This window comes from Ramlibacter alkalitolerans (assembly GCF_016722765.1).
Lineage (GTDB): Bacteria > Pseudomonadota > Gammaproteobacteria > Burkholderiales > Burkholderiaceae_C > Ramlibacter > Ramlibacter alkalitolerans.
The window spans coordinates 19847-34460 of the sequence record NZ_JAEQND010000021.1 but is presented as its reverse complement, the minus strand read 5'-3'; the positions used below and the strand labels follow the sequence as shown (position 1 = coordinate 34460).

The 14614-nt window shown below is 59.7% G+C and carries 14 protein-coding genes; all 14 read right to left on the bottom strand.

Translation table 11 applies throughout. From position 1 onward, the window contains the following. Nucleotides 1-232: 232 nt before the first annotated feature. Entirely contained in the window at nt 233-1264 is a 1032-nt protein-coding gene (locus JI746_RS26480) for an MATE family efflux transporter (RefSeq protein ID WP_201693322.1), read from the bottom strand. Between the two features lie 271 nt (nt 1265-1535). Further along, a complete protein-coding gene (locus tag JI746_RS28310; RefSeq protein ID WP_201693321.1) occupies nt 1536-2690 on the bottom strand; it encodes a glycosyltransferase in 1155 nt (384 codons plus the stop codon). Next, nucleotides 2669-3556: a glycosyltransferase family 2 protein gene (locus tag JI746_RS26470; protein WP_201693320.1), complete on the bottom strand. Its 888-nt coding sequence runs from the start codon at nt 3554-3556 to the stop codon at nt 2669-2671. Before JI746_RS26470 ends, JI746_RS28310 begins: the two co-directional genes overlap by 22 nt. Next, entirely contained in the window at nt 3553-4560 is a 1008-nt protein-coding gene (locus tag JI746_RS26465) for a glycoside hydrolase family 5 protein (protein ID WP_201693319.1), read from the bottom strand. The genes JI746_RS26470 and JI746_RS26465 overlap by 4 nt, the downstream gene beginning before the upstream one ends. 2 nt (nt 4561-4562) lie before the next feature. Next, entirely contained in the window at nt 4563-5693 is a 1131-nt protein-coding gene (locus tag JI746_RS26460) for an O-antigen ligase family protein (protein ID WP_201693318.1), read from the bottom strand. 159 nt (nt 5694-5852) lie between these two features. Continuing rightward, nucleotides 5853-6620 carry a WecB/TagA/CpsF family glycosyltransferase gene (locus tag JI746_RS26455; RefSeq protein WP_201693317.1) on the bottom strand — a complete coding sequence of 256 codons (768 nt, stop codon included), beginning with the start codon at nt 6618-6620 and terminating at the stop codon, nt 5853-5855. A 22-nt stretch (nt 6621-6642) separates the two neighbouring features. Then, nucleotides 6643-8031: a UDP-glucose dehydrogenase family protein gene (locus tag JI746_RS26450; protein WP_201693316.1), complete on the bottom strand. Its 1389-nt coding sequence runs from the start codon at nt 8029-8031 to the stop codon at nt 6643-6645. A 68-nt stretch (nt 8032-8099) separates the two neighbouring features. Continuing rightward, nucleotides 8100-8750, bottom strand: coding sequence for a sugar transferase (locus JI746_RS26445; RefSeq protein WP_201693315.1), 651 nt, complete (start codon nt 8748-8750; stop codon nt 8100-8102). A gap of 275 nt (nt 8751-9025) precedes the next feature. Then, nucleotides 9026-9211, bottom strand: coding sequence for a hypothetical protein (locus JI746_RS26440; protein ID WP_201693314.1), 186 nt, complete (start codon nt 9209-9211; stop codon nt 9026-9028). 256 nt (nt 9212-9467) lie between these two features. Beyond that, on the bottom strand, nt 9468-10184 hold the full coding sequence (locus tag JI746_RS26435; protein WP_201693313.1) for an ABC transporter ATP-binding protein: 717 nt from the start codon (nt 10182-10184) through the stop codon (nt 9468-9470). Beyond that, the gene (locus tag JI746_RS26430) at nt 10181-10993 is read right to left on the bottom strand and encodes an ABC transporter ATP-binding protein (RefSeq protein ID WP_201693312.1); all 813 of its coding nucleotides are present in this window, start codon (nt 10991-10993) and stop codon (nt 10181-10183) included. Before JI746_RS26430 ends, JI746_RS26435 begins: the two co-directional genes overlap by 4 nt. Nucleotides 10994-11005: 12 nt before the next feature. After that, the gene (locus JI746_RS26425; protein WP_201693311.1) at nt 11006-12160 is read right to left on the bottom strand and encodes a branched-chain amino acid ABC transporter permease; all 1155 of its coding nucleotides are present in this window, start codon (nt 12158-12160) and stop codon (nt 11006-11008) included. A gap of 10 nt (nt 12161-12170) precedes the next feature. After that, nucleotides 12171-13100 (bottom strand): branched-chain amino acid ABC transporter permease, encoded by a 930-nt coding sequence (locus JI746_RS26420; protein ID WP_201693310.1) that lies wholly within the window; start codon nt 13098-13100, stop codon nt 12171-12173. A 165-nt stretch (nt 13101-13265) separates the two neighbouring features. Next, the gene (locus JI746_RS26415) at nt 13266-14555 is read right to left on the bottom strand and encodes a replication-associated recombination protein A (protein WP_201693309.1); all 1290 of its coding nucleotides are present in this window, start codon (nt 14553-14555) and stop codon (nt 13266-13268) included. Nucleotides 14556-14614: the final 59 nt, after the last annotated feature.

The window sequence follows — 14614 nt, the reverse complement described above, 5'->3', positions numbered from 1 at the left end:
GGGCCGGAATACCCACAAAGCGCTTACAAAGGACGCTCAAGCTCTCGAAGCGCCAGCGCCAACAAGCAGGCGAGAAGACTCATCATGGATTTCGCGGGGCTGCCGCTGACCAGAATTACGCCAGCCGATGCTCGTGCGCGTGATGGGCGCCTGGAGCGACGTGTTCGTCCTGTGCCTGCGAGTGGATACCTTCTTTAAGCCGCCTCCAAGGATCGCGCTTAGTTGAACGAGTTCACCTTCGGACAAGCATCAACATGGAGTCCATTTTTCTAAGCATCACAGCGTATGTCACTGCCATGATGATCGAATATGCGCAAAGTGCAATTTCGTAGGGCAGGTGGAGCAAGCCGCACGCTGTAATTGCAAGAACGATGGAACTGGAACGGGCGACATCCCACAAAAGGATCCAACGCTCATGCCCAAGCACCGTTATTGCAGGAGACAGCGGAGACGCGACGACTTGAACGAGAACCACCGGAGCTAGAGCGAAAAGAGTCCAACCGGCCCCCGACCACTTAGCTGCACCTAGGAGGACACCAACCAACATTGGTCCGCAAAGGCAAACGATTGCGGCAACGGTCCCAAGCACAGTCAAGAGCGTCTTCGTTCGTGCATACCGTGCAGAAATGTCTGCCGGATTGTTGCGCGCGGCAGCACTGACTTCGGCCAAGAAACTCTGTGAAGCACCCGCAGTAAAGGCGAGCGTGGGGTAAACAGCAAGACGGAGCATCAACGCGAACCATCCAAGATTCTGTGCCCCGTACCACATTCCAATGAGAATTGTCGGAAAATACAGGCCGACCGCATTTAAGATGCCAGCCGGCCCCGAATACTTAATTCTGCCAGCCTCCTGTCTTAGGGCTCCTGCGATTTGGGCCAAGGAAATGACCCTGATACTGAGTGCTCGTGCAACTATGCGGCGACGAATCTGCGCGCCTAAATAGACGAACGCACCAACGAGCATACCCGCCACCAACATGAGCCCGCCAGTCGAAAACAGCGCCCCCAGCAGATTCGAAGTCGATGTCGTCACACTCTGCGCCACCCGGGCATCCGCCAGAGGCCGCAAATCGCCCCACCTGGTGTGCCAAGCCGACGCATAGGCTCCGCCAATTGCGAACAGGACCGCAACTGGAACAAGCAATAAAGCCAGAAACGGAATTTCTGCCGGAACAACACCCATCTTGTATGCGCCGAGCACCAGCGCCAGATAAACACTAGAAACTACCGCGCCGACCAGAATACCCCCTGCGGTGATCGCCAAGGCGCGCCTTGTGGAGCATACCCTAGTCACCGCCCAATCAATCCTTAGCAATGCAAACGACGAGCCGACGGCAGAAACCGCTACAAACCACGCCAAGATCCCAAATGCCGCAGGCTCATACAGTCGCGTTAGCACTGGTGTGAGCGCCAATGGAAGAACCTGACTGAGTCCAGCGGCAAAGATTGTCCGACTGAGATTAGACGAGTACCGAGAGCCTCCGGCGCGCTGTTTCAGCCTACCTGTTAGAGCGAATATCATGTGTCCGCGGCAATCAAAGGTCTAACACAAACTTCAGCCGCTCTCTTGCGGCCGTGTACTGTGCTGCGTAAGCGGCGGTGGCTCTGCGGGACAAATCTGCTCTTCTGGCTGGGTCGCGCAGCAAAGACACCACCTCGCCGGCAAATTGCGATTCGTCTTCAGCGATTAGAACACCAGTGCCGATGAAGCACTCTGCCCCTCTGGCTGCGTTCGGCGTGCACAAGATCGGCACACCTCTGCTAAGTGCGTCTATGTTCTTAATCGGCAACCCTGATCCTATTGAGACCGGATTGAGCATCATCGATGCGTCTGCGAAGAGAGCGTCAATATCCACCACTCCCAGCAGTTCAACTCCTTCAGCCGGAGCTGTGCTATTACAAATCGAGCCTGCAACCCTAAGCTTAAAACCGGGTTCCTGTTGAAGAACCTTCGGCAACACCTTTTGAATCATCCAATCTAAACCTGAACGATTCATTCTATTACCCGAACCAAGAAATACAAAAGCTCCTGCCACCGAATAGCTGGTTGGCTTAGGTGGAGCGATGAAATCCAACAGAAGAGTAGGCTGCGCACCCAACGATCGGAAATGATTGGCGTCCGGACCCGAAATTGCAATTACGCAATCCGATCGCCCGCAACCACGCGCCTCGTCAGAGCGTGAAACCGAATACCAGACATTTGGTCGCTCACCTTTTGGAAATATAGCCCACCTATCGGTGAACACATCGTGTGCATCTAACAGCTTTAAGCGAGGCCCACTCGCAAGCAGTGCGCGCGAAAAGTAAAGATACTCAACCTGCAAGTAGTCGAAATCGAACTGCTCTTGAAGGCGAAAAATGGCAGCGTCCAGGGACGTGCAATACCACTCGTCCAGTTCGTAGTTTCGCCGCGCGTTTAGTTGAAGCTTCGCTGAAGCGAATCGGAACGCCCGGCCGACACCAACTCGTAGACGATCAAGACCACCCCTGGAACACGTCGAAACACGACCACACACTAACTCCTCAAGTTCCGAGAGATCATTGCGGCGCTTATTTACGACAAGCAGAACATGGACCTCCACCCCTAAGCTTTGATAAAGGCAGACTAGGTCCAATATTCTCTTCTTGTTACCTTCGTTCGCGGGCACGAACACCACGTCCGTGACGATTAGCAGCTTTTTCGTAGCCACCCCAATACCACCTTTCGAACTAGCCTAGCTAGCCCGCCAAAGTCGAGGGCTCCAGCCTCAAAACACGCGTCTGCGAACTCGCTAAATCCTTTGCGCACTTCGCCGCGCTCCACGTAAAACCGTGCCAGCACACGAGTACGAGCACGAAATTGGCAGGCATGCGATAGCATTCCCTGCCACCGAGCCATCACAACCCGGAACTGCTCGGGATCGGGAATACCCGTCATCTGGTGCGGCGTGCCGGCGTGATATACCGAGAGGGGGACCCGAATTAGCGCGACACGCAAATTTCGCGCATGAGCCCGCACAATGAGGTCCCAATCCTGAAATTTTCTAATCGCTTGATCGAATTTCAGCTCTCGCGCAACCTTGCTCCACATTAACAGCGTGCTAGTTTGAAGATGCCCGCCCTGACACAATAAATAAGCGACAGGATCCCCTGAATAACGACGCTTCTTATCCGGGATTAACGTCACCCCATCGTAGCATTTATACACATCACTACTCACAATGTCTGCCTGCGCATGAACAAGCTCATGAACTTGACGTTCCACCTTGCCCGGCAACCACACATCGTCGCAGTCCAACAGCGCAACAACTGGGCAAGTCGCAATGTCGAGGCCAGCGTTGCGCGCCATCTGCGGACCGCCGTTGTCCAGCAACTGAACGACACGAACTCTATCGTCTTGGGGCAGTTTCCTTCGAATTTCCTCCACGCTCAATCCGGGAGTTCGATCATCAACAATGATGATTTCCCCGATCACTGCACCCTGGCAGATCACGGACTCAACCGCCCGAGCTAAAAGCTCAAGCCGATTATAATGCGTGATAACAGCAGAGACTCTAATTCTCGCCACCGGCGTCATTGAGAACATAAAGGTCCATGAAAATCCGGAAGAAGCTCAAGGATGAGTGGCATCCAACACTTCTTAGCTCTATCGAAGATGCCGAACTCTCCCGCATAGCTCCAATAGAACCAGCCAACATCTAGATCGCTCATGCGCTGACTCAAATACCGGACCCAGCGGTTGGCCGAGGAAGCCTCGGCGTTGCGATGCACGCCAAACTCCCCTATGTAAACGCCCGTTCCCTTCGGCAACATCGTCAAAGGTCGAAGTTGCCGATCCACGTCAAACCTCTCCCAGAGACTACCCGTCCACTTGCGCCCTCGCCACAACTGAGAATTCCGAACCCAGGGTGCTCCTTGATGGGTGAATTGCATCGGCGAATAGAAGTGTGCGGTACCCACGAGCCGGGCTGGGTTTTCGTCAAGCTGCGGTTTCAGCCCAGCGAGGGAATCCACTGTAGACCACTCCGAGCCTTGAAGAACGACAATGCGTCTACTGTCTTGAGCAAGCAGTGATTTCACGATGCGGCGCTGGATCGAATCCCAGACGGCAGGCATCAAGGCGGACCGCGGCTCATTGAGTATTTCGACCATGACGCGTTCGTCGTAGCCGCTGAGCGCCAGTGAGAGTTGATCCCAAACTCGCTCAAGCAATTGGCCGGAAGTTTCGGGGCCCATCGAGCTGAACTCGCTGTCGTGAACGTCTATAACAACTCGCAAGCCCTTGCTTAAGATCAGGTCGACGGATTCCTTGATTCTTCCGATATACCGGTTAGCGAGTTCACCGCTGCTATCGATGTGCGGTAGAACTCTGAGCGGAAGACGCACGGCGTTGAATCCCGCCGTCTTAATTCTAACCACATCCTCCTCCGTTGGACGCACCAGCCAGAACCTTTCAGTGTCCAAAGCTTCGTTCAGGTTTATTCCGCGTAGGCCTCGAACCGTCTCATTAGCGGAGGCGCAACCGCCCCAGCACGGGGCAAGCAGGATAAATGCAAGGATAATATATCTATATCGGAGCATCTTCAGGCCACCCCCTGTCTTGCCGGCAGAGCCCCTCGCTTTTCGATGCGCAGGAACAGCACTGCGAAAAAGTAGAAGTTTGCCTGCACCAGTGAGGATTCGGCAAAGTTCGAGAGGAGAAAGAACAGTAGGACAGCGGCGCAGGTGTTCGCATGCTTGTAACCTTCCGAGCGGCTCGGGAATTTCTGATATGCCAATCGAAAGTACGCCAACAAGAGCACTACGAAAGAAGTTGCCCCCGCGAGGCCAGCATCAAGAGCAAGATCGAGATAGCCGTTGTGGCCGTGCGGAATAACGTACGTCTCGCCCGAATTCACGACCAGCCCAGCCGAGCGCCAAAATGCACCAATACCGTACCCGAGCATAGGGTGCCGAGAGATCGCTTCAATGGCCTGCGCCCAAATGGATACGCGCCCCGTCAGAGTGGCATCTCGACCAAGAAAGCTCATTACAACCTCCAGATGTGAGGCCGCTAACAATGCAGCAAGAACAAGCACAGCTGCCAAGAGAACCGCCAGCATTATCTTTGCTGAGACGCCCCGAACTCTCATGTACACGCGCACAAAGTATGAAATAGCTAACACGAGCCCCAACGTTGCTAGCGCGTTAGCCGAATCCGAATAGTGCAGGCCGATGGCCGAAGTCATCAGTAGGACGAGAGCTCGACGATTGACGGGGTTGCGCCAGAGAGCGAGAATCGCGAGGAGAACTGAGAACGCAGAAAATTTCCCAAAAGCGTTCTTATGGGAGAAGAGGCCCTGCCATGCCCCTTCGTACCGGCCTACCGCGATACCATATCGAGGAGCAACTAGAACGACTAAAATTGACCCGATAGAGACGATCAGACACATGGTCAGTATCGCTTCTATTCTCTCCTCATAGTCCAGCACTCCCCGCGCAAGCGCGGCAAAAAGGAAAAGGGCGAGAAGCCGAATGGCTTCCTTCAGAGAATTTGATTTGTCCAAGGACCACAAGGTCGAGCAAACCAGGACGCCAACCAGAAGAACCTCGGGCCAAAACCAGCTCTTCGCCAGAATTCGGGGCAAGTAGAAGATGACACAAAGCACCCACACATAACTCAATAGAGAGATAACTAGCGGGATTTGATCTAGGGTCGCTTCGGACTCGTCCATCGCGCCTCGGGTTCCGAACATCCAAATGCCGACGCGAAGCGTTGAAATTGAAAATACGAATAGGGCAAGAAGAATAAGTCGGTGACGCAAGGATGAGCGGCTGAGAATCATGGCGCGAAACCGGAGTCGCAGTTGCGTAGTGCAGCTGCGTGCCTGTCCTCATCTCGAGATAGCGAGCCACAAAGCATGCGGTATAGTCACCGCATACCGCCTGAGTAGGTGGGCAGGGTTCGTCGCAACGCGGTGGAGCCACTCTAAATTCAGTTTTTGCATCCAAGCTGGGGCGCGGGGATAGTCCCCCGTAATGTAGTGGTAGCAACCGCCGCACGTTACGACCCAAGATGCCCTAAGCTGCTCAACCCAGTTCGATGCGAAGATTTGCTCCTTCGGCTTTCCCAGCCCCACCCACAGAACGTCCGCAGCTGAGGCGTTAATTTCTTGGATCACGCCAGGCTCTTCCGCTGCCGTGAAATACCCATTCCGGCGGCCTGCCAATACCAATCGCGGATATTTATTCTGCAGTATTTTAGCGCACTCAGCGTTTATTTCCTCCGATCCCCCTAACAGGAAAAAAGAGAGTCCTGCTCGCTCCGCGTGTGCAGCGCAATCATGAATCAGGTCGGTGGTGGCACTCCTCTCGAAAATCGCGCGCTTGTGCCGCAGTTTCGAGAGTGTCACAAGAAATCCACCGTCCGCATGGATAACGTCGGCGCGGCCAAGTGCGTGTCGATAGCTGTTGTCGGTTTCCCGAAGGGAGAGAGCATGGCCGTTCGCGTCATAGACCAGACGCGCAGGCTGCAACCGATTTTTTCGCTTGCTGATGCAATCTTGAACCATTGCTTCTGCAAGCTCGCGTCTCGAGGCAGTGACAATCTGAATACCGCCGATGCTCACATGCTCAAATTCAACCCAACCGCGCTGTGTCATTGCAACCTCATCGTCGGTTACTTTATGCCTGCGACATTGCAGTCCGCCGACCTACCGCAAAATAATCAAAGGCCTCTGCCCTCATTGTTTCAGGGTCGTAGAGGTTCCTGCCGTCGAAAATGATGGGGTGCTTCATTGCGTTCTTCACCGCGTTCCAATTGGGGCTGCGGTACACCTTCCACTCAGTCGCAATCAGGAGCCCGTCGACTGCCGACAGCGCGTCCACCGGCTTCGCAACAAGGGAGAAGTTCTCTAGTAAGTGCGCCCATTCGTTTAGATCGTACCGCAGCACGCGCAACGCCTCGCTTCCGGCGATTGGATCGTGGGCGAGGATTCTGGCACCGGCCAGCAGAAGTTCTTTGATGATCATGCGGCTGGGCGCATCGCGCATATCATCTGTGTTCGGTTTGAATGCCAACCCCCATAGCCCGAACGTCCTGCCCGTGAGATCTCTACCGTATCGGGCGAACACCTTTTTCACCAGAGACGTCTTCTGGTCAGCGTTAACATCCTCTACGGCCTGGAGAATCTTTAGCTTCCGCCCATGCTCCTCACCGGTCCGAATAAGCGCCTTAACGTCCTTGGGGAAACAACTGCCGCCGTAGCCGGTACCTGCATAAAGGAAGCTGTAGCCAATGCGCGGATCAGATCCAATGCCTTGACGCACCAATTCGATGTCAGCACCAACCAGTTCCGCAAGGCTGGCCAGTTCGTTCATGAAGCTGATCCGAGTCGCCAACATCGCGTTAGCCGCATACTTGGTAAACTCGGCGCTCCTAACATCCATGACGCGCGTTCGCTCGTGATTTCGATTAAACGGGACATAAAGCTGGCGCAGAAGCGCCAATCCCTTCTCACCCATCGGGTCGCTGTCTGCACCCAAGATAATGCGGTCCGGCCGGGTAAAGTCCTCGACGGCGGCACCTTCTTTCAGGAACTCCGGATTCGAGATTACCGTAAAGCCAGGGCGCTGCAAGGCATCCGGAAAGCGTTCAGCCAACTCTCCCTGCAGAACTGCGGCGACCTTTTCGGCGGTCCCGACCGGCACGGTCGATTTATCCACCACAACGGTGAATTGGTTTGTATGCTTCGCAATATTGCGCGCCGCAGCCAGAACATACTTCAGATCGGCGCTGCCGTCTTCATCCGGCGGCGTCCCCACCGCAACGAATTGAATCGCCGCGTGCGCCACGCTAGCCTCCACGTCCGTTGAAAAGGTTAATCGGCCCGCTTCGACATTTCTCTCGATCAACTCGCCAAGCCCCGGTTCGTAGATGGGTACTTCTCCGCGGTTGAGCATTGCGATCTTTTTTTCGTCCAAGTCAAGGCAGAAGACGTTGTTCCCCAAGTCGGCAAGACAGGCGCCGGTAACCAAGCCAACGTACCCGGTTCCGATGATAGTGACGTTCATGACTGTTAAATGAGAAAAGCAGGGCGTACCCACTTAAGGGCGCCCTACGCTTCAGGTTATGGGAATTCCTAGCGAGATCCGTTAGCGGTAAGAACCACTTTCACCGTGCGCGCCAGAATTTGAAAATCCAGAGAGAGTGACCAGCCCATCACATACTTTGAGTCGAGCTGAACGCGTTGCTGGTACGTGAGTTGATTGCGGCCGCTGACCTGCCACAGGCCGGTAAGGCCAGGTCGTACGGCGCAATACTCGCGCCAGTGCACCCCATAGAGCTCCCTTTGGCTCGGCATACACGGCCGGGGCCCCACTAAGCTCATGTCGCCAACCAGCACATTCCAGAACTGCGGAAACTCGTCAAGGCTAGTCTTCCGTATGAAGTGCCCAAACCCCGTAATCCGCGGATCCCGATCCAGCTTCTGGTACTTCTCCCACTGCGATTTCGCCTCAGGATCAGTGTCCAGGAATGAGTTGAACACCTCTTCGGAGTTCACCACCATCGAACGGAATTTGTAGAAGCGGAACTTCTTCCCATTCAGCCCCAGCCGCTCCTGCGAGTAGATGATGGGTCCGCGCGAGCTCAGGAGAACCCCGAGTGCGACGGCCAGCAACAGCGGAAGGAAGACGATGATGAAGACCAGCGCGCCTACGATGTCGATGAGCCGCTTGACGCCTGCACCCGCTCGGCCGTCCTCACGGGTACCGACCTCCGCCTCGTGCATCCACTCCCCGTCCGCGCCCAAGTACTCATCGTTCGACCGATACATTATTCCCCAGCCCTCTGTAACTATTTGCTAGTTTGGAAACTACAAGGCAAGCCGCGATCGTACACAGCCGTGCTCAGGGAGGAAAGCCCCCAGGCGTCGGAAACTCGTAAGCGTGACGAACTGCGCCCGATGGGCGGTGCTCAGTCGCGTGGATGCGACTGGGGCCGACTAGGCAACAGACTTAGGCGGCAGTAGCAGGTCGACAGGGGATAAGGATACCCGCACTGCCTTCACAGGAACCCGAAGAACGCGGCAAGGCTGACCCAGATCAAGATCGACAGCAGGCCCCCTAGCCAGAAGGCAGGGCTCACGAGCATGCTGCCCTCCTCGGGCTCGGGGGTAGGCTCCGACGAACGTGCACGGCCGCGCGCGGCGTGCTGCAGCCCGTGCCTGAGTACCTTGTCGTGCTCCACCATGTTCGTCTCCTCCAACGGCGGCTTGCCTGCACCCGCGAGAACGACCGGTCGTGTCGTACTTTGGATTGAATAAAGAGAGCCGCAGGGAGAGCGTAAGCCTTTGTCAGGGTTTTGTGAACAGAACGATAGTGCCGATATGTTTCGGGGGTAGGCAGGCGGAAGATTTCACGGTATGTGCCTGGATGAGGCATGAGAATTGGCGTTAGGCGGAGTGCCCCCATCCCAGCCTTCCCCCAGAGGGGGAAGGAGCAAAACATCACTCGCCTAGGTAGGCGGCGCGGACCTTGGGGTCCGAGAGCATGTCGCTGGCCTTGCCGGACATGCTGATCACGCCGGATTCCATCACGTAGCCGCGGTCGGCGATCTCCAGGGCGCGGCTGGCGTTCTGCTCCACCAGCAGGATGGTCACGCCCTGGTCGTGCACCTCGCGCACGACCTCGAAGATCTTGTCGACCATGATGGGCGACAGGCCCATCGACGGCTCATCCATCAGGAGCACTTTCGGTCGACTCATGAGCGCCCGACCCATCGCGAGCATCTGCTGCTCGCCGCCGGACATGGTGCCTGCAAGCTGGTCGCGGCGCTCCTTCAGGCGCGGGAAGATGGTGAAGACGCGGTCCATGTCGCCGGCGATGCCCGCCTTGTCGGAGCGGATGTGCGCTCCCATCAGCAGGTTCTCGGTGATCGTCATGCGGGTGAAGACGCCCCGCCCTTCCGGCACCATGGCCAGGCCCTGCTTGACCAGGTCCCAGGCGCCGCGGCCCTTGATGCTCTGCCCCAGGTACTGGATCTCGCCGCCGTTGAGCGGCTGCAGGCCGGTGATGGCCTTCATGGTCGTCGTTTTGCCGGCGCCGTTGGAGCCGATCAGCGTGACCAGTTCTCCCTCGTGCACCTCGAAGTCCACGCCCTTGACGGCCTGGATGCCGCCATAGGCCACCTTCAGCCCGCTCACCTTCAGCAGGGTCTGGCTCATCGCTGTTCTCCGACCGGCGCCGCGGCCGTTTCGCCCGTGGGCTTGTGGCTGTGGCCCAGGTACGCCTCGATCACCTTCTCGTTGCGCTGCACGTCGTAGGGCGAGCCCTCGGCGATCTGCTTGCCGTAATCGAGCACCGTCACGCGGTCGCACAGGCCCATCACCAGCTTCACGTCGTGTTCGATCAGCAGGATGGTGCGGCCGTCCTTGCGGATGCGGTCGATCAGCTCGCGCAGCACCACCTTCTCGGTGGAGTTCATGCCGGCCGCGGGCTCGTCGAGCGCGATCAGCTGCGGATCCGTGGCGAGCGCGCGCGCGATCTCCAGGCGCCGCTGGTCGCCATACGAAAGGGTGCGCGCCTTGTACTCCGCCAGGCGGCCGATGCCGACGTAATCGAGCAGTTCCTGCGCGCGCCTGGCGATCGCCGCCTCTTCTTCCTTGAACGTACGGGTGCGCAGGATGGCGCCGATCAGCCCCGAGTGCGTGCGCACGTGGCGGCCCACCATCACGTTCTCCAGCGCCGTCATGTCGGCGAAGAGGCGGATGTTCTGGAAGGTGCGCGCGATGCCCGCTCGCGCGACGTCGTGCACGGCGGTCGGCTTGTACGCGTGGCCGGCCAGTTCGAAGCTGCCGGCGTCGGGCGTGTACAGGCCCGTGATCACGTTGAAGAAGGTGGTCTTGCCGGCGCCGTTGGGGCCGATCAGGCCGTACACCTGCCCGCGCTGGATGGTGAGGCCCACGTCCGACAGGGCCTGCAGCCCGCCGAACCGCTTGGAAATGCCCGCGACGCGGAGAACGACATCTGCCATGCGCTGCTCCCCTTACTTCGCGTTGGCCGCAGGCGCGTGCAGCGGATTGCCCTGCCCCGGCGCAGGTGTGGGCGGTGTCGCCTGCAGCGCCTTGCCGTGTTCAGCCGTGGGCCAGAGCCCGCGCGGCCGCAGCAGCATGACGATGATCATCGCCAGCGCGATCAGCAGCTGGCGCAGGATGGCGGGGTCGAGCCGGCCGCCGGAGACGGCCTGCAGGTCCAGCACGCCGGAGACCCAGCGCAGCACCTCGGGCAGCGCCGACAGCAGCACCGCGCCCAGGATCACGCCGGGCAGGTGGCCGATACCGCCCAGCACCACCATGGCCACGATCATGATCGACTCGGTGAGGCTGAAGGACTCGGGCGAGACGAAGCCCTGGAAGGCCGCGAACATGGTGCCCGAGACGCCGCCGAAGGTGGCGCCCATGCCGAAGGCCAGCAGCTTCATGTTGCGCGTGTTGATGCCCATGGCCTTGGCGGCGATCTCGTCTTCGCGGATGGCCATCCAGGCGCGGCCGATGCGCGAGAGCTCCAGGCGGTGGCAGATCACGACGCTCAGCACCACCAGCACCAGGAACAGGTAGTAGTAGAAGGTGACCGAGGAGATGTCGAAGTTCTCGGTGACGTCCAGCCGCTTGCCCAGGTTCAGGCCGAAGATGGTGACGGGGTCGATCTGCCCCAGCCCCTTGGGGCCGTTGGTGATGTTGATCGGCTGGTCCAGGTTGTTCAGGAACACGCGGATGATCTCGCCGAAGCCGAGCGTCACGATGGCCAGGTAATCGCCGCGCAGCTTCAGCGTGGGCGCGCCGAGCAGGACGCCGAACAGGCCGGCCACGAGGGCGCCGAGCGGGATCACGCCCCAGATGGTGATGTGCAGGCCGTCCGGCCAGATCTGCGCGATCCACGGGAAGGCCTCGGCCAGGTGCGGCGAAGCAAGCAGGCCGTAGAGGTAGGCGCCGATGGCGAAGAAGGCGACGAAGCCCAGGTCCAGCAGGCCGGCGAAGCCCACCACGATGTTCAGGCCCAGGGCGAGCAGCACGTACAGCAGCGCCGTGTCGGCTATGCGGACCCAGAAGTTGCCGGCGTATTGCAGCAGGATGGGCAGCACGATGAGGGCGATGCCGCCCACTACCCAGCCAGTCTTGTTGGTGCGTTGGAAGACGGACATGCTGGCTCCTTCAGGCGCGGTCCGCCACGCGTTCGCCCAGCAGGCCGGAGGGCCGCAGCGTGAGCACCACGATCAGCACGATGAAGGCGAAGATGTCCGAGTAGTGGCTGCCCAGCACGCCGCCGGTGAGCACGCCCAGGTAACCGGAGCCGATCGACTCGATCAGCCCGAGGAGGATGCCGCCGACCACCGCGCCCGCCAGGTTGCCGATGCCGCCGAAGACGGCGGCCGTGAAGGCCTTGAGCCCGGGCAGGAAGCCCATGGTGTGCTGCACCGTGCCGTAGTTCGACGCGTACATCACGCCGGCGATGGTGGCCAGCACGGCGCCGATGACGAAGGTGGCGGAGATCACCATGTCCGGCTTCACGCCCATCAGGGCGGCCACGCGCGGGTTCTCGGAGGTGGCGCGCATCGCACGGCCCAGGCGCGTGTAGTTCACCAGGTACGTCAGCACGCCGAGCGAGATCGCCGTCATCGCCAGGATCACGATCTGCGTGGTGGTGATCACGGCGCCGGCGAACTGGATCGGGGCGGCCGGCAGCAGCGTGGGATAGGGCTTGTAGTTCGGCTTGAAGATGATCATCGCCAGCGTCTGCAGCAGGATGGACATCCCGATGGCGGTGATCAGCGGCGCGAGCTTCGGGCTGTTGCGCAGCGGCCGGTAGGCGATCTTCTCGATCGCGAAATTCAGCGTGGCCGCGACCACGCAGGAGATGATCAGGGCCACCAGCAGCAGCAGCCACCCGGGCACGCCGGGCATCGTTTCCTGCGCTTTCACGATGATCGCCCAGCTGGTGAGCGCGCCCACCATCAGCACCTCGCCGTGCGCGAAGTTGATCAGGTTGATGATGCCGTACACCATGGTGTAGCCCAGGGCCACCAGCGCGTACATGCTGCCCAGGACCAGACCGTTGATGATCTGCTGCAGCAGGGTCTCCATAGAGGGGTTCTCCGTTTATGGGCCGGCCCGGGCCGGCGACACCTTTGTGAGGCGTTTGTCATCTAGCAAAAAACCCGCCCAGCGGATCCACAGGCGGGTTGATGCGGCGGCGATTGTAACGACGCTACCTGACTGCCAACATTTGCGCAGCAGGGAGTTTCCCTTCTATTTTTTCCTTTCGTTGAGCGAGCGCAACTCGCGCAGCTTTTCGGCGATCCGGATCTCCAGACCGCGCTCCACCGGCCGGTAAAACCGCGGCGGCGTCATGCCTTCCGGAAAATAGGTCTCGCCCGCTGCGAAGCCGCCTTCCTCGTCGTGAGCGTAACGGTACTCCTTGCCGTAGCCCAGGTCCTTCATCAGGCGCGTGGGGGCATTGCGCAGGTGCAGGGGCACCGGCCGGGTGCCGTCCTTGCGCACCAGGGCGCGTGCTTCGTTGTAGCCCACGTAGACGGCGTTCGACTTGGGCGCGATCGCCAGGTACACCAGGCACTCGGCCAGCGCGAGCTCGCCCTCGGGGCTGCCGAGGCGCTCGTAGACCTCGGAGGCATCGAGTGCCATGCGCAGCGCTCTCGGGTCGGCCAGGCCGATGTCCTCCACCGCCATGCGGATCATGCGGCGGGCCACGTAGCGCGGGTCCACGCCGCCGTCGATCATGCGCACGAACCAGTAGAGCGTGGCATCCGGGTCGGATCCGCGCACCGACTTGTGCAGCGCGCTGATCGTGTCGTAGAACTGCTCGCCGCCCTTGTCGTAGCGCCGCATGCGCTCGCCCAGCACCTTGAGCAGCCATTCGTCGCCGATCTCGGCGCGCTTCTCCTTGGTCGCCGCCACGGCCAGCGTTTCCAGCGTGTTCAGCAGGCGGCGCGCGTCGCCGTCGGCGTAGGCGATCAGGCGGTCCAGCGCCTTCGGCTCGATGGCGGGCACCGCATCGATCGCCTGCGCGCGCTGCACGATCTGGCGCAGGTCGTCTTCGGAGAGGGGCTGCAGCACGTAGACCGCGGCGCGCGACAGCAGCGCGGAGTTGACCTCGAAGGACGGGTTCTCGGTGGTGGCGCCGATGAAGGTGAAGAGGCCCGATTCGACGTGCGGCAGGAAGGCGTCCTGCTGGCTCTTGTTGAAGCGGTGCACCTCGTCGACGAACACGATGGTGCGGCGGCCGTGGCCCTGCGCCACCTGCGCCTGCTCCACGGCGTCGCGGATGTCCTTCACGCCGCCCAGGACTGCGCTGATGGTGATGAACTGGGCGTCGAAGGCATCCGCCATCAGGCGCGCGATGGTGGTCTTGCCGGTGCCGGGCGGGCCCCAGAGGATGCAGGAGTGGGGCTGGCCCGATTCGAAGGCGATGCGCAGGGGCATGCCCTCGCCCACCAGGTGCTGCTGCCCGATCACTTCGGCCAGCGCCTGGGGCCGCAGGCGTTCGGCCAGCGGCGCGTGGGCGGGGTTGGCCTTGCTCATTGGCGCGAGTTTATAGTGCGGCCGCGTCGCGTCGCCGTGACTCTCGTAGGCTGGCGGTG